A 22764-nucleotide genomic window follows, 5' to 3' on the forward strand; every position below is an offset into this window, starting at 1 on the left:
CGGTGGCAACAGTGAGTTGTGAGAACCGAGTATTTGATTCCGTAGTGATATGTCACGAAGTAATACATCTGTAGGTGACGGCATCTCCAAAAAAAACGGCGCAAACCTACAGGTTGCGCCGTTTTTTCGCTCTTGACGGGCTTATTGCAGTACTTCAATGACCCCGTCAGCACTCATATTTACCTGGCTGGTGCCGGCTTCGACTTCAGGTGTCGGTGCCGAATCCGCCATGGCCGCTTTCATCATCATGCCGGCACCGCGCGCGTAAGGCATCGGGTAGCCATTGGTGTTGAAGTTCAGGTTGACGATTTTGTAACCCTTGCCACCGAGCGCATCGGTGGCCAGTTGGGCGCGGGCCTTGAATGCGGTGACGGCGTCTTTGAGCAACGCGTCTTCGCTGGACTTGCGCGTGCTGTCGGCGATGGCGAAGTCCATGTTTTCCATTTTCAGCGTGTTCAGCAGGTCGCCAGTAAGCTTGGACAGGGCCGGGAAGTCGGCACTTTCCAGGCGCAGCTCGGCGCGCTCACGCCAGCCGGTGATCTTCTGGTTCTTGTTGTCGTAGATCGGGTAGCTGTTACGGCTGCCCTGGCGCAGGGTCACGCCTTTGACTTCGCGCGCCTCGCCCAGGGCCTTGTTCATCGTGTTGGTGATTTCGGCGGCGAGCTTGGCCGGGTCGGTGTTCTGCGACTCGGTGTAGAGGGTGACGATCATCTTGTCGCGAGCCACTTCCTGGCTGACTTCGGCACGCAGGGATATCTGGTTGTAGTGCAGCTCATCGGCAGCCATCGCCGGAAGGCTGGCCAGGGCGCTGGCGCTGAGGGTCAGAACGGCGGCACTGCGAGTGAAACGAGACATGGAAGCTCCTTGGAATGTTCGTGTTCGGTATGACTGTAGACGGTGCTATCGGGTTCTTCGGGTTTACACATTCGCTACAAGTTGTCGCGACGCCGACGAACGGTTATTTGCCAGGCCTGCGGCAAAGAGCCACACGCGCCGTGCCAGCAGGTCGGCTTCGTTTATACTCCTGCCGATCCGCCTGCAGCGCTCACCGGGAGAGCTCATGCTCGCCGCCGTAAAACTGACTTCCGCCACCCGCCAGAACCTATGGCGCCTGACGTTTATCCGCACCCTGGTACTGGCCGCACAGGCCGGCTCCGTCGGGCTCGCGTATTGGTTCGACCTGCTGCCGTTGCCTTGGCTGCAACTGGCCGTGACCCTCTGCTTCTCCATCGTCTTGTGTGTGTTCACGGCCATTCGGCTGCGCACCACATGGCCGGTGACCGAGCTGGAATACGCCCTGCAACTGGCCTGCGACCTGTTTATCCACAGCGTGTTGCTGTATTTCTCCGGTGGTTCCACCAACCCATTCGTTTCGTATTACCTGGTGCCACTGACCATCGCAGCCGTGACGTTGCCGTGGCGCTATTCGGTGGTGCTGTCGGGTATCGCGCTGACCCTGTACACCTTGCTGTTGGCACAGTTCTACCCGTTGCAGACATTCCCCATCGCCAGGGAAAATCTGCAGATCTACGGGATGTGGCTGAGTTTCGCCCTGTCTGCCGCCGTGATCACCTTCTTTGCTGCACGCATGGCCGAAGAGTTGCGTCGCCAGGAGGAATTGCGCGCCATTCGCCGCGAAGAAGGTCTGCGTGACCAGCAATTGCTCGCGGTCGCCACCCAGGCTGCCGGCGCCGCCCATGAATTAGGCACGCCGCTGGCGACCATGAGCGTGCTGCTTAATGAAATGGTCCAGGACCATCACGATCCGGCCCTGCAAGATGACTTGAGTGTGTTGCAGGAACAGGTCAAGCAATGCAAGCAGACCTTGCAGCAACTGGTGCGTGCCGCCGAAGCCAATCGCCGCCTGGCCGTCGAGATGCAGGACGTGACCCAGTGGCTCGATGAAGCCCTGAACCGCTGGCACCTGATGCGCCCCGAGGCCAGCTATCGCTTCAACCTGCTGGGCCAGGGCACGGTGCCGCGCATGGCGCCGCCGCCGGACCTGACCCAAGCCCTGCTCAACCTGCTGAACAACGCCGCCGATGCCTGCCCCGAAGGCCTGGGCGTGCAGTTGGACTGGGACGCGGAAAACGTGACCATCAGCATTCGTGACCACGGCGCGGGCGTGCCGCTGGCGATTGCCGAGCAAATCGGCAAACCCTTCTTTACCACCAAGGGCAAAGGCTTCGGCCTCGGCCTGTTTTTGAGCAAGGCCAGCGTGACCCGCGCGGGCGGCTCAGTGAAGCTCTATAGTCATGAGGAAGGCGGCACGCTCACCGAGCTGCGCCTGCCCCGTGTCGCACGAGGAGATATCGATGAGTGACGAGATCCAAGTCGAAGGCGAAGAACTGCCGCACCTGTTGCTGGTAGATGACGACGCCACCTTTACCCGCGTGATGGCCCGCGCCATGAGCCGCCGTGGTTTCCGCGTCAGCACCGCAGGCTCGGCCGAAGAAGGCCTGACCATCGCCCAGGCCGATTTGCCGGACTACGCCGCGCTCGACCTGAAAATGGACGGCGACTCCGGCCTGGTGCTGCTGCCCAAGCTGCTCGAGCTTGACCCGGAAATGCGCGTGGTGATCCTCACCGGTTACTCCAGCATCGCCACCGCCGTCGAGGCGATCAAGCGCGGCGCCTGCAACTACCTGTGCAAACCGGCGGACGCCGACGACGTGCTGGCCGCCTTGCTGTCCGAGCACGCTGACCTGGACACGCTGGTGCCGGAAAACCCGATGTCGGTGGACCGCCTGCAGTGGGAACACATCCAGCGCGTGCTGACCGAACACGAAGGCAACATCTCCGCCACCGCCCGCGCCCTGGGCATGCACCGGCGTACCTTGCAGCGCAAGCTGCAGAAGCGCCCGGTTCGGCGCTGAACAAAGTCTGAACAATCCGCTTCAGGCCGCACGGAGCCCTGAACCGATCGTCTATGATCGGTTCAAACGCCTGTCACATTTTCTTACAGAGCCTGAACGATGAATCAGAACGCTGAGTATTCCGCGGTCAACGACGCGGTGCGTGGGCAATTCTTACGTCGCACCTGGGCGCTGATCGCGCCCTATTGGCGCAGTGAAGAGAAGGGCAAGGCCTGGTTGTTGCTGGCCGCGGTGATTGGTTTGTCGCTGTTCAGCGTGGCTTTTTCCGTTTGGATCAACCATTGGTACAAGGATTTCTACAACGCCCTTGAGAAGAAGGACACGGCGGCTTTCTGGCAACTGATCGGCTATTTTTGCGTGCTTGCCGCAGTGGCCATTGTGGGTGCGGTCTACCGCTTGTACCTGACGCAGATGCTGACCATCCGCTGGCGCGCCTGGCTCACCGAAAAGTATTTTGCGCGCTGGCTCAGCCACAAGAACTACTACCAGCTGGAACAGGGTGGCTACACCGACAACCCGGACCAGCGCATTTCCGAAGACCTCAATAACTTCACCTCCACGACGTTGAGCCTCAGCCTGGGGCTGCTGCGTAACGTGGTCAGCCTGGTGTCGTTCTCCATCATTCTGTGGGGCGTGTCGGGCAGCATCGAAGTGTTTGGCATCTCCATCCCCGGTTACATGTTCTGGTGTGCGCTGCTGTATGCCGCCGTCGGCAGTTGGCTGACGCACCTGATCGGCCGACGCTTGATCGGCTTGAGCAACCAACAACAACGTTTCGAAGCGGACCTGCGTTTCTCCATGATTCGGGTGCGGGAGAATGCCGAGAGCATCGCCCTGTATAACGGCGAGTCAAACGAAAATCAGCGTTTGAGCACGCGGTTCGGCAGGGTCTGGCACAACTACTGGGACATTATGCGAGTGTCCAAGCGCCTGACGTTCTTCACCGCCGGTTACGAGCAGATCGCCATCGTCTTTGCGTTTATCGTCGCGGCACCGCGCTACTTCGCCGGCAAAATCGAGCTCGGCGAGCTGATGCAAATCAACTCGGCGTTCGGCAACGTGCAGGGCAACTTCAGTTGGTTTATCACCGCTTACTCCGACCTGGCCAGCTGGCGCGCCACCAGTGATCGTCTGCTGAGTTTCCATCAAGCCATGAGCGAAAACGAGCAGCGTGCGCCGGCCATTGATGTGCGCCCGGAAGGCGAGCGTTTGGTGGTGAGCGACTTGGGCATGGACCTGGCCGACGGCCGCCACTTGCTCACCGATGCCGACATGACCGTAGAGCCGGGGCAGCGTGTGATGCTCAGCGGGCGTTCCGGCAGTGGCAAAAGTACGCTGCTGCGGGCGATGGGGCACTTGTGGCCGGCGGGTCATGGCAGCATTCGTTTGCCGGCGGCGCGTTACCTGTTCCTGCCGCAAAAGCCTTATTTGCCGATTGGTACGTTGAAGGCGGTGTTGAGTTATCCACAGGATGACAGCGTTTACTCGGCAGAACGTTATGCACAGGTCCTGGAAACCTGCCGCTTGCCGCATCTGGTCGCGCGTCTGGATGAAGCCAATCACTGGCAACGCTTGCTCTCGCCGGGTGAGCAGCAGCGCCTGGCGTTTGCCCGTGCGCTGTTGTTCGCGCCGCAATGGCTGTACATGGACGAAGCCACCTCGGCGATGGATGAAGAGGATGAGGCGAGTTTGTATCAGGCGTTGATCGATGAGTTGCCGGGGTTGAGCATCGTCAGCGTCGGCCACCGCAGCAGCCTCAAGCGCTTCCATGGGCGGCATGTGCGGATTGAGGGTGGGTTGTTGCAGGAACAGCAGCCGGCCTAAGGTTATATGCAGTCGGTGTGGGAGCTGGCTTGCCTGCGATGCGAGCGCCTCGGTGTATCAGTGAGATACAGTCGATGCCATCGCAGGCAAGCCAGCTCCCACAGTGGATCTTCACCAATCAAGTTATTAGCACCCACAAAAAAGCCCGGCTGATCATCGATCAGCCGGGCTTTTTAGTGCTTGAAAATAACTTACTTCTTCAAGCCGTAATGCTCATCCAGCATGCCTGGGGCGTTTGGCGTTTTTGGCGCGTAGTCCCGTGGTGGCTCCTGGTTTTCCCGCGGTGGGGTCAGGCGTTCCCGCGGAGTTTGCGGCGCATCGGAATGCAGCGCAGCCAGCAGACGCTGACGGGTGATGTCGTCGAGGGCCAGGCGGTTGGCGCCATCGGCGAGGTGATCCTGTACTTCCTGGTAGCTCTGGGTGAGCTTCTTGACCAGGGTCGCGGTGCTGTTGAAGTGGGTAACAACCTCGTTCTGATAACTGTCAAAACGTTCCTGAATGTCATCCAGCTGACGTTGCGTGCGGTTAGGCGCGGCATTCGGCAGCAAGCGGGCAACCAGAAATCCAATGGCGACACCGGCAACCAAGGCGAGAGTCGGCAACAACCAAACTAAGAGCGAGTGTTCCACGAGTCCTTCCTCTATAAACGGCTTTGCTTTACGTTAACGGCTCGGACCTGCGCTGTATACCGCGATTAAGCTCGCAATCATGCCAAGCACAGACTTTTAGCTAGACGAGTCGACCCTTTGAGAGGTCACGGAGTTCATTCCTTGCTCATGCGTGAAACCCCCGTTTTGATCGATGGCCCGGTTGGCCAATTGGAAGCCCTGTACCTTGATCACCCCGAGCCACGTGGCCTGGCGCTGATCTGCCACCCGAACCCGGTGCAGGGCGGGACCATGCTTAATAAAGTCGTTTCGACCCTGCAACGCACCGCCCGCGATGCCGGTTTGATTACTTTACGTTTCAACTACCGTGGCGTCGGTGCCAGCGCCGGTACTCACGACATGGCCACGGGTGAAGTGGACGATGCCGAGGCGGCCGCCACCTGGCTGCGGGAAAAACACCCCGAGTTGCCAATCACTCTGCTCGGGTTCTCATTCGGCGGTTACGTGGCCGCCAGCCTCGGCGGGCGCCTGGAAGCCAAGGGCGAACAGCTGGCGCACCTGTTCATGGTCGCCGCTGCCGTGATGCGCCTGCGCGATACCGACGTGCTGCCCCAAGGCTGCCCATTGACCCTGATCCAGCCGGAAACCGACGAGGTGGTCGACCCGCAAGTGGTCTACGACTGGTCCGCGGCCCTGAAACGCCCCCATGAGCTGCTGAAAGTGGCAGAATGCGGACACTTTTTTCATGGCAAGCTGACCGATCTCAAGGATCTGGTGCTGCCGCGCCTCTCGAATTGATAGCAGTCTGATAAGCGATTACCCATGACGACTCGTACCCGTATCCTCACCGGCATCACCACCACCGGCACGCCGCACCTGGGCAACTACGCCGGCGCGATCCGCCCGGCGATCCTTGCCAGCCAGGACGCGAATGCCGACTCCTTCTACTTCCTGGCCGACTACCACGCCCTGATCAAGTGCGATGACCCGCAGCGCATCCAGCGCTCGCGCATGGAAATCGCCGCGACTTGGCTGGCCGGTGGCCTGGATGTGAACCGAGTGACCTTCTACCGCCAGTCGGACATCCCGGAAATCCCCGAGCTGACCTGGCTGCTGACCTGCGTTGCCGCCAAGGGCCTGCTTAACCGCGCCCACGCCTACAAGGCTTCGGTGGACAAGAACGTCGAAACCGGCGAAGACCCGGACGCGGGTATCACCATGGGCTTGTACAGCTACCCGGTGCTGATGGCCGCGGACATCCTGATGTTCAACGCGCACAAGGTGCCGGTCGGCCGCGACCAGATCCAGCACGTGGAAATGGCCCGCGACATCGGCCAGCGTTTCAACCATCTGTTCGGCAACGGTAAAGAATTCTTCACCATGCCCGAGGCGTTGATCGAAGAAAGCGTCGCCACCTTGCCGGGCCTGGATGGCCGCAAGATGTCGAAAAGCTACGACAACACCATCCCGTTGTTCACCAGCGCCAAGGACATGAAGGAAGCGATCTCGCGGATCGTCACCGATTCGCGCGCGCCTGGCGAAGCCAAAGACCCGGACAACTCGCACTTGTTCACCTTGTTCCAGGCGTTTGCCACCAAAGCCCAGGAAGAAGAGTTCCGCGCCGAATTGCTGCAAGGCCTGGGTTGGGGCGAGGCGAAGAACCGTCTGTTCCAACTGCTGGACGGCCAGTTGGGTGAGGCGCGCGAGCGTTATCACCAGTTGATGTCGCGCCCATCCGACATGGAAGACTTGCTGCTGATCGGCGCCAAGAAAGCCCGTGCGGTCGCGGCGCCGTTCCTGGCCGAGTTGCGTGAGGCTGTTGGCCTGCGCTCGTTCGTCAACCAGGCCGCCGCGCCGGTGGCTGCCAAGAAGAAAGCCGCCAAAGCCGCACGCTTTGTGAGCTTCCGTGAAGACGACGGCAGCTTCCGCTTCCGCCTGCTGTCGGCCGAGGGCGAGCAACTGCTGCTGTCGCGCAACTTTGCCGACGGCAAAGCGGCGGGCGCGGTGACCAAGCAATTGCAAAACGGTGACGCGCTGGATGTACGCCCTGAGACTCTGAGCTTCAGCGTATGGCTGGATGGCGCTGTGGTAGCTGACAGTGCCGCGTTCGCCGACGAAACGTCGCGTGACGCCGCCATCGCCGCTCTGCGCGTGGCGTTGACGCCAATCGAGGATTAACCCGACCAAGGGTTGATTGCCATTATCCGGGGCCGTCGTTACAGTGGCGGCCCGTTTTTGTTGCCTTGCTAACGAAATTATGACGCCCCTAGAACGATATCAAGCTGATCTGAAACGCCCTGAATTCTTCCATGACGCCGCCCAGGAAAACGCCGTGCGTCATTTGCAGCGCCTGTACGACGACCTGATCGCGGCCTCGCACAACAAGCCAGGGATGTTCAGCAAGCTGTTTGGCAAGAAAGACCACACACCGGTCAAAGGCCTGTACTTCTGGGGTGGCGTGGGCCGGGGCAAGACTTACCTGGTCGACACCTTCTTCGAAGCGCTGCCGTTCAAGGAAAAGGTCCGTACGCACTTCCACCGCTTCATGAAGCGCGTGCACGAAGAAATGAAGACCCTGCCGGGCGAGAAAAACCCGCTGACCATCATTGCCAAGCGCTTCTCCGAAGAAGCGCGGGTGATCTGCTTCGATGAATTCTTCGTTTCCGACATCACCGACGCCATGATCCTGGGCACGCTGATGGAAGAGCTGTTCAAGAACGGCGTGACCCTGGTCGCCACCTCGAACATCGTGCCCGACGGCCTGTACAAGGACGGCCTGCAGCGCGCACGCTTCCTGCCCGCCATCGCGCTGATCAAGCAGAACACCGAGATCGTCAACGTCGACAGCGGCGTCGACTACCGCCTGCGTCACCTTGAGCAAGCCGAGCTGTTCCACTTCCCGCTGAACGAAGCGGCGCATGAAAGCCTGAAAAAGAGCTTCCGCGCGCTCACGCCGGAATGCACAAAGGCGGTGGAAAACGACAAGCTGATGATCGAGAACCGCGAAATCATCGCGCTGCGCACGTGCGATGACGTGGCCTGGTTCGAATTCCGCCAACTGTGCGACGGCCCGCGCAGCCAGAATGACTACATCGAACTGGGCAAGATCTTCCACGCGGTGATCTTGAGCGGCGTAGAACAGATGAGCGTCACCACCGACGACATCGCACGGCGTTTCATCAACATGGTCGACGAGTTCTACGACCGTAACGTGAAGCTGATCATCTCGGCGGAAGTCGAACTCAAGGACCTCTACACCGGCGGTCGCTTGAACTTCGAATTCCAGCGTACGCTGAGCCGCTTGCTGGAAATGCAATCCCACGAGTTCCTGTCGCGCGGGCATAAGTCGTAAGTGAAGTGATCGAACTATGAAAGGCCCGCAGTCATCACGGGCCTTTTATAGGGTTGGCGCAGGTTAAAAAGTGATCTGGTCGTCGCGCGGCGGCGGCGGTGTCACGGGGATCGTGAGGCCGTCTGGGGTAAGCAAATTCACTGCGCCGTCTGGCTCGATCTGGAGTTTGGCCTCCCTCGGTTGATCCCTTGCACCCTTTTTTTTCTTGTTCTTCTCTTCGTCGTTCTGATCGTTCTGCAGCGACTCAGCCTGATTCGCGTCTGGTTTATCGGCGCTGGATGTCTGGTTCAACTGAACAGCCGGGTTGAACGAGTTGCTTGATATGGATGACATGGTTGAATCTCCGCTCTGGTTTAAGCCAAATGAATTTAGAAAAAGCCTTTCGCGAGTCTGAATTCAATCCGACAGAAACAGCCGACTTCTTCTAGCGCTTAACATGCCAGCCGCACTGGGCGCAGGGGATTCGTCTTCGTCCTGTACTGCTGTAGGAAATGGAGGCCTTGCTTGAGGTGTGGGTAGGGCTCAACGGGTTGTTAGTTCGACCCTGCACCATTGCGGTATGGCAGGGTCGCTTGCATCGTCAGGCGGCGGATCTATGCGGCTTGCTGAAATTGCTGCCGGTACTGGTTCGGCGACAACTCCGTGTGCTGCCTGAACAACCGCGCAAAGAAGCTCGCATCGTCGTAACCCACCTCATAACTGATGGTCTTGATGCTCTTGCGGCTGCCCGACAGCAAGCCCTTGGCGGTCTCGATGCGCAGGCGTTGCAGGTAATGCAGCGGCTTGTCGCCGGTGGCAGTCTGGAAGCGTCGCATGAAGTTGCGAATGCTCATGCCGTGCTCCCGCGCGACGTCTTCAAAGCGGAACTTGTCGGCAAAATGCTCTTCGAGCCAGTGCTGGATCTGCAGGATGATCACGTCCTGGTGCAGCTTCTGGCCGCCAAAACCGATGCGCCCCGGCGCGTAGCTGCGCTGCACTTCGTAAAGAATGTCGCGGGCCACGGCCTGGGCGATGTTGGCGCCGCAGAAACGTTCGATCAAATAGATGTAGAGGTCGCAGGCCGAGGTGGTGCCGCCGGCGCAATACAGGTTGTCGGCGTCGGTCAGGTGCTTGTCCTGGTTGAGCTGCACCTTGGGGAAGCGTTCGCTGAAGGCCGTGAAGAATCGCCAATAGGTGGTCGCCTCCTTGCCATCCAGCAGGCCAGCTTCGGCCAGCCAGAACACGCCGGTGGCTTCACCGCAGAGCACCGCGCCACGCGCATGTTGGGCGCGCAACCAGGGCAGCACTTGCGGATAGCGTGTGCACAGCGCGTCGAAGTCGTCCCAGAAGGCCGGCAGCACGATGATGTCGGCGTCTTCGAGGCCGCCATCCACCGGCATGATCACATCACTGAAGCTGCGCACCGATTGCCCGTCGGGGCTGACCAGGCGCGTTTCAAACGCTGGGGTCAGGCCCAGGCCTTGTTGTTTGCCATACCGCAGGCTGGCGAGATGGAAGAAATCCTTGGCTTGCATGAGGGTTGAAGCGAATACCCGATCAATGGCCAAAATGCTGACGCGCCGCAACGGCGTGGAGATTTGGTTAGACATAATTTCATTTATTCTTATAGGGGAAAGTGGTCACCAGACGGCTGGATCGTCTTATTTTTTGTCGCATGTGTCCAGTGTCCTGTGACGCCTTCGCGGCATAGGCTCTGGGGTCTGGCTTTTGTCCGACAATCCACGCAGGTGACCCATGATCCCCAGAACCTTGTTCAGCTCGGAGCACGAACTCTTCCGCGAGAGTGTGCGCACCTTCCTCGAAAAACACGCCGCGCCGTTCCATGCGCAATGGGAGAAGCAGGGCTATATCGACCGTGGGCTGTGGAGCAAGGCGGGGGAGGCGGGCATGTTGTGTTCGCATCTGCCGGAGGAATATGGCGGCCTGGGCGCGGACTTTTTGTACAGCGCGGTGGTGATCGAAGAGATCAGCCGCCTCGGTTTGACCGGCATCGGGTTTTCCCTGCATTCGGACATCGTCGCGCCGTACATCCTGCATTACGGCAGTGAAGCGCTGAAACACAAATACCTGCCCAAGTTGATTTCCGGCGAGATGGTCACAGCCATCGCCATGACCGAACCGGGCGCCGGCTCCGACTTGCAGGGCGTCAAGACCACGGCGGTGCTGGACGGCGATGAGTACGTGATCAACGGTTCCAAGACCTTTATCACCAATGGCTTTCTCGCCGAGCTGGTGATCGTGGTGGCCAAGACCGACCCCAAGGCCGGCGCGAAGGGCACCAGCCTGTTTTTGGTGGAAGCGGATACGCCGGGCTTCGACAAGGGCAAGCGCCTGGAGAAGGTCGGCATGAAGGCCCAGGACACCTCGGAGCTGTTCTTCCAGGACGTGCGCGTGCCCAAGGACAACCTGCTGGGCCAGGCGGGCATGGGCTTCGCGTATTTGATGCAGGAGTTGCCGCAGGAGCGTTTGACCGTGGCGATTGGCGCGCTCTCATCGGCTGAAGCGGCGTTGGCGTGGACGTTGGAATACACCCGCGAGCGCAAGGCGTTCGGCAAGGCGATTGCCGACTTCCAGAACACCCGGTTCAAGCTGGCGGAGATGGCCACCGAGATTCAGATTGGTCGTGTGTTCGTCGACAAATGCATGGCGTTGCACCTGGAAGGCAAGCTCGACGTGCCTACCGCGGCGATGGCCAAGTATTGGGCCACGGACCTGCAATGCAAGGTGCTCGACGAGTGCGTGCAGTTGCACGGCGGCTACGGTTTCATGTGGGAATACCCGATTGCACGGGCTTGGGCGGATGCGCGAGTGCAGCGAATTTATGCGGGGACCAATGAGATCATGAAAGAGATTATTGCGCGGGCGCTCTGATTTTGTGGTGTGGCTGAGGGCCCCATCGCAGGCAAGCGCGCTCCCACATTTGACGGTGTTCGCAGTTCAAAATGTGGGAGCCGGGCTTGCCCGCGATGGCGGTCTACAGATCAATCAAGGCGCTGGATTCGGATGATCCTTCTGAATCGCCTCAATCCCTTCCAACACTTCTTTCGACAGTTTCAGGTCGGCACTGGCAATGTTGCTGTCCAGTTGCTCCAGTGTCGTGGCACCAATAATGTTGCTGGTCACAAACGGCTGTTGCGTCACGAACGCCAGCGCCATCTGCGCCGGGTCCAGGCCGTGCTCACGCGCCAGTGCCACATAACGGCTGCAGGCGGCTTCCGACTGCGGGTTGAAGTAGCGGCTGAAGCGGCTGTATTCGGTCAGGCGCGCCTTGGCTGGGCGTGCGCCGTTCTCGTACTTGCCGCTGAGCATGCCGAATGCCAGCGGCGAGTAGGCCAGCAGACCGCATTGTTCACGAATCGCAATTTCCGCCAGGCCCACTTCAAAGCTGCGGTTAAGCAGGTTGTAGGGGTTCTGGATCGACACCGCGCGGGTCCAGCCACGGGCTTCGGCCAGGGCCAGGAACTTCATGGTGCCCCACGGGGTTTCGTTGGACAGGCCGATGTGACGGATCTTGCCGGCCTTCACCTGTTCGTCCAGCGCTTCGAGGGTTTCTTCCAGCGGGGGCAGGTCGTCTTCGTCCTTGTGCTTGTAGCTCAGTTGGCCGAAGAAGTTGGTGCTGCGCTCCGGCCAGTGCAACTGGTAGAGGTCGATCCAGTCGGTCTGCAGGCGTTTGAGGCTGGCATCCAGGGCTTCGACGATGTGCTTGCGGTTGTGGCGCAGGTGACCATCACGGATGTAGTCGATGGTATTACCGGGGCCGGCGATCTTGCTGGCGAGGATCCAGTCGGCACGGTCGCCGCGGCTTTTGAAGTAATTACCGATGTAACGCTCGGTGGTGGCATAGGTGTCTGCCTTCGGCGGCACCGGGTACATTTCGGCGGTATCGAGGAAGTTGATCCCCGCGGCCTTGGCCCGTTCGATCTGCGCGAAGGCCTCTGCCTCGCTGTTCTGCTCACCCCAGGTCATGGTGCCCAAGGCTATCGCGCTTACGTTCAGATCGGTCCGGCCCAGCTGTCGATAATCCATCGGGTACTCCTTCGGGGAAAACAATCATAAAAGCAGGTTGAATTTTTTTTCGCAATCTGCATAATTGCCCACCTCTTTCTGCAGTGGAAGTGATGCGCCGCCTGCCGAAGAATCTTGCCGTTGAACGGACGCGCCGACCCGAGCCCCCGATAGCGTCTGTATCCGGCTGCCTTTGACTTGTCAAAGTACGCACTATTCAGTAAGATCCGCCGTCTAATTTACAGGGCGGCCCCTGAGGCTATTAAAGAATGACAACTTTTACTGCAAAACCGGAAACAGTTCAGCGCGACTGGTTTGTCGTCGACGCCGCTGGTCAGACCCTGGGTCGTCTGGCCACTGAAGTCGCCAGCCGTCTGCGTGGCAAGCACAAGCCTGAGTACACCCCTCACGTTGACACCGGTGACTACATCGTGATCATCAACGCTGAGCAGGTACGTGTTACCGGCAACAAAGCGCAAGACAAAATGTACTACCGTCACTCCGGTTTCCCAGGCGGTATCAAGTCTTCGAACTTTGAAGGCCTGATTTCCAAGAAGCCTGAAGCCCCGATCGAAATCGCGGTCAAAGGCATGCTGCCGAAGGGCCCACTGGGTCGCGATATGTTTCGCAAGCTGAAAGTCTATGCGGGCGCTGTACACCCTCATGCTGCTCAGCAGCCCCAAGAACTGAAGTTTTAACGGAATAGTTCATTATGTCGGCGACTCAAAATTACGGCACTGGCCGTCGCAAAACCGCAACCGCACGCGTTTTCCTGCGTCCGGGCACTGGTAACATCTCGATCAACAACCGCACTCTGGACAACTTCTTCGGTCGCGAAACTGCCCGCATGGTAGTTCGTCAGCCGCTGGAACTGACCGAGACCGTTGAAAAGTTCGACATCTACGTCACCGTTATCGGTGGCGGTGTAAGTGGTCAAGCTGGCGCAATCCGCCACGGTATCACTCGCGCTCTGATGCAGTACGACGAAACCCTGCGTGGCGCTCTGCGCAAAGCTGGCTTCGTTACTCGCGATGCTCGTGAAGTTGAACGTAAGAAAGTCGGTCTGCGTAAAGCGCGTAAGCGTCCGCAGTACTCGAAGCGTTAATTCGCTTTACGTTCCACAAAAACGCCCAACTCCTCACGGAGCTGGGCGTTTTTTATTGCCTGCGATTTATGCACATTTTTCGCCGTGACAACTTGCCACATCCGTAGACCCCCTATACTACAAGGCCTGGAGGGGCAGCCCCGGGCAATTCCCTTGTCATACGTGGGGCTTTTCATTACCATCCGACAAAATTTTTATAAGTAAAGATTCAACACTTAGTAGACGCCTGATTTAACAGGCCAAAAAGCTGATGGGAGAGGACTGAATGAGCAATGACGGCGTGAATGCAGGCCGGCGTCGCTTCTTGGTAGCAGCCACATCCGTGGTGGGTGCTGCAGGAGCGGTGGGGGCTGCGGTCCCGTTCGTGGGGTCATGGTTTCCCAGTGCCAAGGCGAAAGCCGCAGGTGCACCGGTGAAGGTGAATGTCAGCAAGATCGACCCGGGCCAGCAGATGATTGCTGAGTGGCGCGGTCAGCCGGTCTTCATCGTTCGTCGTACTGAGGAAATCCTGGGGAATCTGAAGAAAATCGAAGGTCAGCTGTCTGATCCCGATTCGAAGAATTCCGAACAACCCGCCTACGTCGATAAGGAAATCCGTTCGATCAAGCCAGAGATCCTGCTGCTGATCGGTATCTGCACCCACTTGGGTTGCTCGCCTACTTTCCGCCCTGAAGTTGCTCCTGCCGACCTGGGCAAAGACTGGGTCGGGGGTTACTTCTGCCCCTGCCACGGCTCCCATTACGACCTGGCTGGTCGCGTCTACAAGTCACAACCCGCACCACTGAACCTGCCAGTTCCGCCACATCACTACGAGACTGACAGTGTCATTGTCATTGGCGTCGACGAGGGGGAGAAAGCCTGATGAGCAAGTTCATGGATTGGGTGGATGCGCGTTTCCCCGCTACCAAAATGTGGGAAGACCATCTCAGCAAATATTACGCACCAAAAAACTTCAACTTCTTCTACTTCTTCGGCTCACTGGCACTCTTGGTGCTGGTCAACCAGCTGGTCACGGGTGTGTGGCTGACGATGAGTTACACGCCGTCGGCCGAAGAGGCCTTCGCCTCCGTTGAAGGGATCATGCGCGACGTCGAGTACGGCTCGATTCTGCGCTTGCTGCACTCCACCGGCGCCTCGGCGTTCTTCATCGTGGTCTACATGCACATGTTCCGTGGCTTGCTCTACGGTTCGTACCAGAAACCCCGCGAGCTGGTGTGGGTGTTCGGCATGCTGATCTACCTGGCGCTGATGGCGGAGGCCTTCATGGGCTATCTGCTGCCGTGGGGCCAGATGTCGTACTGGGGCGCCCAGGTGATCATCTCGCTGTTCGGCGCAATCCCGGTCATCGGCAACGACCTGACCCAGTGGATTCGTGGCGACTACCTGATCTCCGGCATCACCCTGAACCGCTTCTTCGCCCTGCACGTCGTGGCGCTGCCGATCGTGATTCTGGGCCTGGTGGTGCTGCACATCCTGGCGCTGCACGAAGTCGGTTCGAACAACCCGGATGGCGTCGACATCAAGAAGCACAAAGACGAAAACGGCATACCGCTGGACGGCATTCCGTTCCACCCGTACTACACCGTGAAAGATATCGTCGGCGTGGTGGTGTTCCTGTTCATCTTCTGCTCGATCGTGTTCTTTTTCCCGGAGATGGGCGGGTATTTCCTCGAGAAGCCTAACTTCGAACAGGCCAACGCCTTCAAGACACCTGAACACATTGCGCCGGTCTGGTACTTCACGCCGTTCTACGCGATCTTGCGGGCGATTCCAGACAAACTCATGGGCGTTGTTGCCATGGGGGCGTCGATTGCGCTGCTGTTCGTGCTGCCGTGGCTTGACCGCAGCCCGGTCAAGTCGATGCGCTACAAGGGATGGTTGAGCCGGATCTGGCTGGTCGTGTTCTGCATCGCGTTCATGCTGCTGGGCTGGACCGGCGTCAAGGCACCGACGCCTGCGCTGACAGTGCTGTCGCAGGTCTGCACCTTCCTGTACTTCGCCTACTTCATTCTGATGCCGTTCTACACCCGGCTCGAGAAGACCAAACCGGTTCCGGAAAGGGTGACTGGCTGATGAAAAAATTATTTGTTGCATTGATGCTTGCGGCGCTGCCGCTACTGTCCTTCGCCGCCGAGCATGGCGCAGAGCTGGAGAGCGTCGACATCGACGTCTCTGACAAGGCCGCCATGCAGGATGGCGCGCGTACGTTCGCCAACTACTGCATGGGCTGTCACAGCGCCAAGTTCCAGCGTTATGAGCGTGTTGCCGATGACCTGGGAATACCCCACGAACTCATGATGGAGAAACTGGTGTTCACGGGCGCCAAGATCGGCGACCACATGAACATCGGCATGCAGCCTGCCGACGCCAAGGCCTGGTTCGGTGCTGCACCACCTGACCTGACCCTGGTGGCGCGCGTGCGCGGCACCGATTGGCTGTATGGCTACCTCAAATCCTTCTACGAGGACCCGGCACGCCCTTGGGGTGTGAACAATAAAGTCTTCCCGAACGTCGGCATGCCTAACGTTCTGGTCGGCCTGCAGGGTCGCCAAGTGGTAGGATGCAAGCAGGTTCAGGTCGTTGAAGACGGCAAGAAGCAATATGATCCGTTGACCGGCACGCCTTTGACTCATGAAGCGTGCGATCAACTGACCATCGTGCCCAAAACCGGTACGCTGAATGAAGAGCAGTTCGACGAGAAGGTCAAGAATCTGGTGACCTTCCTGGCCTACTCGGCCAACCCGGTCAAACTGCAACATCAGCGCATCGGCACCTATGTATTGCTGTACCTGGCTTTCTTCTTCGTGTTCGCCTATCTGCTTAAACGCGAATACTGGAAGGATGTGCATTGATCCAACCGTAAGCAATTGCTGTTAATCTTGCGCGCCCAGCGGCATCTCTGAACACGTAGTGGTCTGGTTGAACCAGGCACTGCAGAGATGCTCTCTGGGCGCGCTCGTTTTTGAGCTTTCGATAATTTCAACAAGCGAGGAGGACCGCCATGGGCGTGACCAATCGGTTGGCCTGTTACTCCGACCCCGCCGACCACTATTCCCACCGAGTACGCATCGTGCTCGCAGAGAAGGGTGTCAGCGCCGAGATCATCAGTGTGGAGGTGGGTCGTCATCCACCAAAACTGATCGAAGTGAACCCTTACGGCAGCTTGCCCACCCTGGTCGATCGTGACCTGGCGTTGTGGGAGTCAACCGTGGTGATGGAATACCTGGATGAGCGTTACCCTCATCCGCCTTTGCTGCCGGTGTACCCGGTGGCGCGTGCCAACAGCCGCCTGCTGATCCATCGGATCCAGCGTGACTGGTGCGGGCTGGTGGATGTGATTCTGGATTCACGTACAAAAGAAGCCGTTCGAGTGCAGGCACGCAAGGAATTGCGTGAGAGCCTGACCGGTGTTTCGCCGCTGTTCGCCGACAAACCTTTTTTCCTCAGCGAGGAACAAAGTTTGGTGGATTGCTGCCTATTACCCATACTCTGGCGCTTGCCGATTCTCGGTATTGAACTGCCGCGGCCGGCCAAGCCGTTGCTTGATTACATGGAGCGCCAGTTTGCGCGTGAGGCTTTCCAGGCGAGTCTGTCTGGTGTCGAACGCGATATGCGCTAAGGCTTAAGGAGCCGCTGATGAACTCCAGTCGACCCTATTTGGTCCGCGCGCTCTATGAGTGGATTGTGGACAACGATTGCACCCCGCACATGCTGGTCAACTCTGAATTTCCGAAAGTTGACGTACCGCAGGGTTTTGCCAGTGATGGGCAAATTGTGCTGAACGTATCGCCGAGTGCCGTGCGCCACCTGCACATGGACAACGAGGCGGTGAGCTTTGAAGGGCGTTTTGGCGGCGTGCCGCATACGCTGTTCGTGCCGATTGGCGCGATTCTCGGGATCTATGCCCGTGAGAATGGCCAAGGCATGGTGTTCGATCTGGAGTCGCCTTTCGAGGACGACGAATCGATCGAAGGCGAAGACGGTGATGATGTGCCACCACCCGATTCCGAGCCACCGCGTCCAAGCGGTCGGCCGAGCCTGAAAGTGGTGAAGTAAGCGGCTTTCACCCTCGGGTGGGTCGTAAAGATGCCTCGACATATGTCGGGGCATTTTTTTGCGTGAAGGATGTGGATGAAAGTCGCGACAGAACGGTGATCGTACAACCGCCATGTGCTATGATGCGGGCTCAAGTTCGCCGAGAAAGATGGTTCATCATGGAAAACGCCAACACCGCCCCTCGTCTTCCCCGCAAGCGCCGCAGCCTTGCCCAGGAATTGGTCACGGTGTTGTCCGAGCAGATCCGCGACGGCCAACTCAAGCGTGGCGATAAGTTGCCCACCGAGTCGGCCATCATGGAAGCCCATGGCGTCAGCCGCACCGTGGTGCGTGAAGCCATCTCGCGCTTGCAGGCGGCGGGGCAGGTGGAAACCCGCCACGGTATCGGCACCTTTGTGCTGGACACGCCAAGCCCCAGCGGTTTCCGCATTGACCCGGCCACGGTGGTGACATTGCGTGATGTGCTGGCGATTCTGGAACTGCGCATCAGCCTGGAAGTGGAGTCGGCAGGCCTTGCCGCGTTGCGTCGCAGCGACGAGCAACTGGCCGCCATGCGTGCCGCCCTCGATGCCCTGAATGAAAGCGCGGCGCACGCCGGCGATGCAGTGGCCTCAGACTTCGCGTTCCACCTGGAAATTGCGCTGTCCACCGGCAACCGCTACTTCACCGACATCATGACCCACCTGGGCACCAGCATCATTCCGCGTACCCGCTTGAATTCGGCGCGCCTGGCCCATGATGACCAGCAGCACTACATGGGCCGCTTGAGCCGCGAACACGAAGAAATTTATGAGGCGATTGCCCGCCAGGATTCGGATGCGGCGCGGGCAGCCATGCGCTTGCACTTGACCAACAGCCGTGAGCGGCTGCGCCATGCCCATGAAGAGGCAGAAGCGCAGCGCGTTTAACCGGGCAACCGAGTTGCGCCGGGTGTAAATTGATCCAAGTGTGGGAGCGGGCTTGCTCGCGAATGCGGTGTGTCAGTCTGCACATGCATCAACTGAAAGAACGCCTTCGCGAGCAAGCCCGCTCCCACTTTTGACCTCCTTGGCCTTGAGGTTTGCGTCTATTTAGTTCGCCGGCTGGTTAGGCTTGTAAGACTGAAGCAGCAAGTACGTACTCCAACCCCACCAATCATTGGTCCAGTGTTTGTCGTTGAGGTCATTCACGTCCTTGCGACGCAGCACCTTGTCTCCCTCCATCTTGAACAGCGGCGAGAAGTTGTTCGCCGGGTTCTGCGCGGCATTCAGGTCCGGCACATACAGCGGCGCCTTGAAGTTGGCCGGGGAGGGCGCGACACCGCTGATAAAGGTCTCGAAGATCTCATCAGCCGAGGCTTGCACCGCGCGTTTGACCATCGCCCGATTGTCCGCGTCGATGGCGTCGAAGTAGCGTTTATCCCCATAGGCATGCCATTGATCACCCATGGCATTGCGCACCTTGAGCCCGAACTTGCTGTCTTCATCGTGCATGAAGCGGCTGATCAGCGAGCCCAGTTCGCCCGGCGTCACCACCGCTGCCAATTGTTTGCGCGGCACGCGCAGATGGCCGGCGGAAAACAGGTCGGTCAAAAAGTGATCAGCAAAGCTGTTCATTGCATAGGCCAGTTCCAGTGCCTGGTCGGTGCCGGTTTGATGGGCCACGACTGCTTGTTGCAACGCCGCCGTATGCCCGGCCAGATAGGCCGACAGCGCCCATTCGCCGAAGTGGTCAGCGTTGTCCGCAGCCAGCTTCAAATAGCGCCCCAGCGGAATCAAGGCTGAAACAGCACTGCCACCGCCGGTGATGCGGTTCCATTCTTCAGACAACGTATCGCCCAGCGCGTCATAGGCTTCGTGGGGTTGTTTGCCGTCCTTGATCGCCTGCTTGACTGCGTTGATCTCCTTTTGCATCACCGCGAGGATTTTCCCGACTTCTTCCCGCGAGGCGGGCAGCACTGCCAGCGAATTGAACGCGGCGCCAAAGCGCTGCACGCGCTCTGCAGGCGTCGCGCCATCGCTGATGGGCTGGCCGGGAATGCCATAGAAGTCACCGCCCAAGGCGATCACTTGGCCGTATGTGAGCGCCAGCCCGTTGGGCAGGTGCAGTTCGACTTGGTGGGCGGGAATCGCCGGGGCATCTTTGACGAAACGCAACAGCGTTTCATCGCCGATAGCCGTGTGTTCGCCGCCTTCGAAACGCAGAGTCGGTGGGTTTTTTTCGGGTACTGCGAGTTCAAGACCTGACATGTTAGCTCCTTGCTATGTCGTAGGAATCTTCCTTAATAACTGTATGTATATACAGTTATCTTGAGCATAGAGGAATAATTTCCTACGTCAAGAAGTCAGGTTTAAACGCTCAACCGCGGATGAAGCCCGATGAATTGCAGTTGACGAATCTTTTTATAGTTGTACGATGACGTACGACATCACCAAAACCAACAACAACCTTTCGACAGAAAGTCTTCGCCCAGGGTGTTCGAATAATGAATCCACAAGAACTGAAGTCCATCCTCTCCCACGGTCTGCTGTCTTTCCCCGTGACCGATTTCAATGCGCAGGGTGACTTCCACCAGGCGGGTTACATCAAGCGTCTGGAATGGCTGGCCCCGTACGGCGCCACGGCCTTGTTCGCCGCCGGCGGCACCGGTGAGTTTTTCTCCCTGGCCGCCAGCGAATACTCCCAAGTGGTGAAGACCGCTGTAGATACTTGCGCCACCAGCGTGCCAATCCTCGCCGGTGTCGGTGGTTCGACGCGTCAGGCCATCGAGTACGCCCAGGAAGCCGAACGCCTGGGTGCCAAAGGCCTGCTGCTGCTGCCGCACTACCTGACCGAAGCCAGCCAGGACGGCGTTGCCGCCCACGTGGAAGCGGTGTGCAAGTCGGTCAAGATCGGCGTGGTGGTCTACAACCGCAACGTCTGCCGCCTGACCGCGCCCTTGCTGGAACGCCTGGCCGAACGCTGCCCGAACCTGATCGGCTACAAAGACGGCCTGGGTGATATCGAGTTGATGGTGTCGATCCGCCGTCGCCTGGGTGACCGTTTCAGCTACCTCGGCGGCCTGCCGACTGCAGAAGTTTACGCCGCTGCCTACAAGGCCCTGGGCGTGCCGGTGTACTCCTCGGCGGTGTTCAACTTCATCCCGAAAACCGCGATGGACTTCTACCACGCGATTGCCCAGGACGATCACGCCACCGTCGGCAAGATCATCGACAACTTCTTCCTGCCTTACCTCGATATCCGTAACCGCAAAGCCGGTTATGCCGTGAGCATCGTCAAGGCCGGGGCAAAAATCGCCGGCTACGACGCAGGCCCGGTCCGCACGCCGCTGACCGATCTGCTGCCGGAAGAATACGAAGCCCTGGCCGCGCTGATCGACAAGCAAGGTCCGCAGTAACTCATCAACAAGGCCGCTGAGAGATCAGCGGCCTTTTGCGTCAGGAGAAGATTTGTGTCCCAAGCCAAACGTTTTGAGAACTACATTAACGGCGAGTGGGTGGCCGGTGCCGACTACTGCAACAATATCAACCCGTCGGAGTTGTCCGATGTCATTGGCGAATACGCCAAGGCTGACGTAGCCCAAGTCAACGCCGCCATCGACGCCGCCCGCGCTGCTTTCCCAGCCTGGTCGACCTCCGGCATCCAGGCTCGTCACGATGCCCTGGATAAAGTCGGCAGTGAAATCCTCGCGCGCCGCGAAGAACTCGGCACCCTGCTGGCCCGGGAAGAGGGCAAGACCCTGCCCGAAGCCATCGGCGAAGTCACCCGCGCCGGCAACATTTTCAAGTTCTTCGCCGGTGAATGCCTGCGCTTGTCTGGTGACTACGTGCCGTCGGTGCGCCCGGGCGTGAATGTTGAAGTCACCCGCGAAGCCCTGGGTGTGGTCGGCTTGATCACGCCGTGGAACTTCCCGATTGCGATCCCTGCCTGGAAAATCGCCCCGGCCCTGGCCTACGGCAACTGCGTAGTCATCAAACCGGCCGAATTGGTGCCGGGTTGCGCCTGGGCTTTGGCCGAAATCATCTCCCGCGCCGGCTTCCCTGCCGGTGTGTTCAACCTGGTGATGGGCAGCGGCCGTGTGGTCGGCGACGTGTTGGTCAACAGCCCGAAAGTCGACGGCATCAGCTTTACCGGCTCGGTCGGCGTTGGTCGTCAGATCGCCGTCAGCTGCGTGTCGCGCCAGGCCAAAGTGCAGTTGGAAATGGGCGGCAAGAACCCGCAGATCATTCTTGACGACGCCGACCTCAAGCAGGCCGTCGAGTTGTCGGTACAGAGCGCGTTCTACTCCACCGGCCAGCGTTGCACCGCCTCCAGCCGCTTGATCGTCACCGCCGGTATTCACGACCAGTTCGTCGCGGCCATGGCCGAGCGCATGAAGTCGATCAAAGTCGGCCACGCGCTGAAAAGCGGCACTGACATCGGCCCAGTGGTTTCCCAGGCCCAGCTGGATCAGGACCTGAAATACATCGACATCGGCCAAAGCGAGGGCGCGCGGCTGGTCAGCGGTGGCGGCCTGGTGACCTGTGACACCGAAGGTTACTACTTGGCGCCGACGCTGTTTGCCGACAGCGAAGCCGCCATGCGCATCAGCCGTGAAGAAATCTTCGGCCCAGTGGCCAACGTGGTGCGCGTAGCGGACTACGAGGCGGCGCTGGCCATGGCCAACGACACCGAGTTCGGCCTCTCGGCGGGTATCGCCACCACCTCGCTGAAGTACGCCAACCACTTCAAGCGCCACTCCCAGGCCGGGATGGTGATGGTCAACCTGCCGACCGCCGGTGTGGATTACCACGTGCCGTTCGGTGGGCGTAAGGGCTCGTCGTACGGTTCGCGTGAGCAAGGTCGCTATGCGCAAGAGTTCTACACCGTGGTGAAAACCAGCTACATCGGTTCGTAACACGCAACACCCGTGGGAACTGGCTTGTGTGGGAGCTGGCTTGCCTGCGATAGCGGTACATC

At 59.3% G+C, this 22764-nt stretch carries 23 protein-coding genes; 17 read left to right on the plus strand and 6 right to left on the minus strand.

Annotation, left to right across the window (positions count from 1 at the left end; genetic code table 11):
- Nucleotides 1–141: 141 nt before the first annotated feature.
- Complete coding sequence (locus PspR76_RS04980) at nucleotides 142–855, minus strand: SIMPL domain-containing protein (RefSeq protein WP_159954222.1); 714 nt, start codon at nucleotides 853–855, stop codon at nucleotides 142–144.
- 205 nt (nucleotides 856–1060) lie between these two features.
- On the opposite strand from PspR76_RS04980, the gene PspR76_RS04985 reads away from it, so the two are divergent.
- The 3 genes from PspR76_RS04985 (at nucleotide 1061) to PspR76_RS04995 (ending at nucleotide 4700) form a co-directional block, all read left to right on the plus strand.
- Nucleotides 1061–2323: an ATP-binding protein gene (locus PspR76_RS04985; protein ID WP_159954223.1), complete on the plus strand. Its 1263-nt coding sequence runs from the start codon at nucleotides 1061–1063 to the stop codon at nucleotides 2321–2323.
- On the plus strand, nucleotides 2316–2876 hold the full coding sequence (locus PspR76_RS04990; protein ID WP_003171731.1) for a response regulator transcription factor: 561 nt from the start codon (nucleotides 2316–2318) through the stop codon (nucleotides 2874–2876). Before PspR76_RS04985 ends, PspR76_RS04990 begins: the two co-directional genes overlap by 8 nt.
- Before the next feature lie 99 nt (nucleotides 2877–2975).
- Nucleotides 2976–4700: an ABC transporter ATP-binding protein/permease gene (locus tag PspR76_RS04995; protein ID WP_159954224.1), complete on the plus strand. Its 1725-nt coding sequence runs from the start codon at nucleotides 2976–2978 to the stop codon at nucleotides 4698–4700.
- 191 nt (nucleotides 4701–4891) lie between these two features.
- Here PspR76_RS04995 and PspR76_RS05000 read toward each other — a convergent pair whose 3' ends face one another.
- Nucleotides 4892–5329 carry a YhcB family protein gene (locus tag PspR76_RS05000; protein ID WP_003171734.1) on the minus strand — a complete coding sequence of 146 codons (438 nt, stop codon included), beginning with the start codon at nucleotides 5327–5329 and terminating at the stop codon, nucleotides 4892–4894.
- A 147-nt stretch (nucleotides 5330–5476) separates the two neighbouring features.
- On the opposite strand from PspR76_RS05000, the gene PspR76_RS05005 reads away from it, so the two are divergent.
- From PspR76_RS05005 to zapE, 3 genes are all read left to right on the plus strand, one after another.
- Nucleotides 5477–6106 carry an alpha/beta hydrolase gene (locus tag PspR76_RS05005; protein ID WP_159954225.1) on the plus strand — a complete coding sequence of 210 codons (630 nt, stop codon included), beginning with the start codon at nucleotides 5477–5479 and terminating at the stop codon, nucleotides 6104–6106.
- A gap of 24 nt (nucleotides 6107–6130) precedes the next feature.
- Entirely contained in the window at nucleotides 6131–7486 is a 1356-nt protein-coding gene (locus PspR76_RS05010) for a tryptophan--tRNA ligase (protein WP_159954226.1), read from the plus strand.
- 79 nt (nucleotides 7487–7565) lie between these two features.
- Entirely contained in the window at nucleotides 7566–8660 is a 1095-nt protein-coding gene (zapE, locus tag PspR76_RS05015; protein ID WP_159954227.1) for a cell division protein ZapE, read from the plus strand.
- Nucleotides 8661–8723: 63 nt separating this feature from the next.
- Here the strand turns inward: zapE and PspR76_RS05020 are convergent, their stop codons facing one another.
- Both PspR76_RS05020 and PspR76_RS05025 read right to left on the minus strand, forming a co-directional pair.
- The gene (locus PspR76_RS05020) at nucleotides 8724–8993 is read right to left on the minus strand and encodes a hypothetical protein (protein WP_159954228.1); all 270 of its coding nucleotides are present in this window, start codon (nucleotides 8991–8993) and stop codon (nucleotides 8724–8726) included.
- A gap of 260 nt (nucleotides 8994–9253) precedes the next feature.
- Entirely contained in the window at nucleotides 9254–10174 is a 921-nt protein-coding gene (locus PspR76_RS05025; protein ID WP_174245663.1) for a GlxA family transcriptional regulator, read from the minus strand.
- Between the two features lie 220 nt (nucleotides 10175–10394).
- On the opposite strand from PspR76_RS05025, the gene PspR76_RS05030 reads away from it, so the two are divergent.
- Complete coding sequence (locus tag PspR76_RS05030; protein ID WP_159954230.1) at nucleotides 10395–11531, plus strand: acyl-CoA dehydrogenase family protein; 1137 nt, start codon at nucleotides 10395–10397, stop codon at nucleotides 11529–11531.
- 114 nt (nucleotides 11532–11645) lie between these two features.
- On the opposite strand, the gene PspR76_RS05035 is transcribed toward PspR76_RS05030, so the two are convergent.
- Complete coding sequence (locus tag PspR76_RS05035) at nucleotides 11646–12686, minus strand: NADP(H)-dependent aldo-keto reductase (RefSeq protein WP_159954231.1); 1041 nt, start codon at nucleotides 12684–12686, stop codon at nucleotides 11646–11648.
- A gap of 248 nt (nucleotides 12687–12934) precedes the next feature.
- Between PspR76_RS05035 and rplM the strand changes: the two genes are divergently transcribed.
- The 8 genes from rplM (at nucleotide 12935) to PspR76_RS05075 (ending at nucleotide 18734) form a co-directional block, all read left to right on the plus strand.
- Nucleotides 12935–13363, plus strand: coding sequence for a 50S ribosomal protein L13 (gene rplM, locus PspR76_RS05040; RefSeq protein ID WP_003171742.1), 429 nt, complete (start codon nucleotides 12935–12937; stop codon nucleotides 13361–13363).
- A 14-nt stretch (nucleotides 13364–13377) separates the two neighbouring features.
- On the plus strand, nucleotides 13378–13770 hold the full coding sequence (rpsI, locus tag PspR76_RS05045; protein WP_003171743.1) for a 30S ribosomal protein S9: 393 nt from the start codon (nucleotides 13378–13380) through the stop codon (nucleotides 13768–13770).
- Between the two features lie 265 nt (nucleotides 13771–14035).
- Nucleotides 14036–14632, plus strand: coding sequence for a ubiquinol-cytochrome c reductase iron-sulfur subunit (petA, locus tag PspR76_RS05050; RefSeq protein ID WP_053254389.1), 597 nt, complete (start codon nucleotides 14036–14038; stop codon nucleotides 14630–14632).
- Nucleotides 14632–15843: a cytochrome b gene (locus PspR76_RS05055; protein ID WP_159954232.1), complete on the plus strand. Its 1212-nt coding sequence runs from the start codon at nucleotides 14632–14634 to the stop codon at nucleotides 15841–15843. The genes petA and PspR76_RS05055 overlap by 1 nt, the downstream gene beginning before the upstream one ends.
- Complete coding sequence (locus PspR76_RS05060) at nucleotides 15843–16622, plus strand: cytochrome c1 (protein WP_159954233.1); 780 nt, start codon at nucleotides 15843–15845, stop codon at nucleotides 16620–16622. Before PspR76_RS05055 ends, PspR76_RS05060 begins: the two co-directional genes overlap by 1 nt.
- Before the next feature lie 149 nt (nucleotides 16623–16771).
- Nucleotides 16772–17389 (plus strand): glutathione S-transferase N-terminal domain-containing protein, encoded by a 618-nt coding sequence (locus PspR76_RS05065; RefSeq protein WP_159954234.1) that lies wholly within the window; start codon nucleotides 16772–16774, stop codon nucleotides 17387–17389.
- Nucleotides 17390–17406: 17 nt separating this feature from the next.
- Complete coding sequence (locus tag PspR76_RS05070) at nucleotides 17407–17826, plus strand: ClpXP protease specificity-enhancing factor (RefSeq protein WP_159954235.1); 420 nt, start codon at nucleotides 17407–17409, stop codon at nucleotides 17824–17826.
- A gap of 158 nt (nucleotides 17827–17984) precedes the next feature.
- The gene (locus PspR76_RS05075) at nucleotides 17985–18734 is read left to right on the plus strand and encodes a FadR/GntR family transcriptional regulator (RefSeq protein WP_159954236.1); all 750 of its coding nucleotides are present in this window, start codon (nucleotides 17985–17987) and stop codon (nucleotides 18732–18734) included.
- A gap of 162 nt (nucleotides 18735–18896) precedes the next feature.
- On the opposite strand, the gene PspR76_RS05080 is transcribed toward PspR76_RS05075, so the two are convergent.
- Nucleotides 18897–20054: a phospholipase gene (locus PspR76_RS05080; RefSeq protein ID WP_159954237.1), complete on the minus strand. Its 1158-nt coding sequence runs from the start codon at nucleotides 20052–20054 to the stop codon at nucleotides 18897–18899.
- 236 nt (nucleotides 20055–20290) lie between these two features.
- Between PspR76_RS05080 and kdgD the strand changes: the two genes are divergently transcribed.
- Both kdgD and PspR76_RS05090 read left to right on the plus strand, forming a co-directional pair.
- Nucleotides 20291–21202 (plus strand): 5-dehydro-4-deoxyglucarate dehydratase, encoded by a 912-nt coding sequence (gene kdgD / locus PspR76_RS05085; RefSeq protein ID WP_159954238.1) that lies wholly within the window; start codon nucleotides 20291–20293, stop codon nucleotides 21200–21202.
- Nucleotides 21203–21256: 54 nt separating this feature from the next.
- Nucleotides 21257–22702 carry an aldehyde dehydrogenase family protein gene (locus PspR76_RS05090; protein WP_110622098.1) on the plus strand — a complete coding sequence of 482 codons (1446 nt, stop codon included), beginning with the start codon at nucleotides 21257–21259 and terminating at the stop codon, nucleotides 22700–22702.
- The last annotated feature ends 62 nt before the right edge of the window (nucleotides 22703–22764 follow it).

This window comes from Pseudomonas sp. R76, assembly GCF_009834565.1.
Taxonomy (GTDB): Bacteria; Pseudomonadota; Gammaproteobacteria; order Pseudomonadales; family Pseudomonadaceae; genus Aquipseudomonas.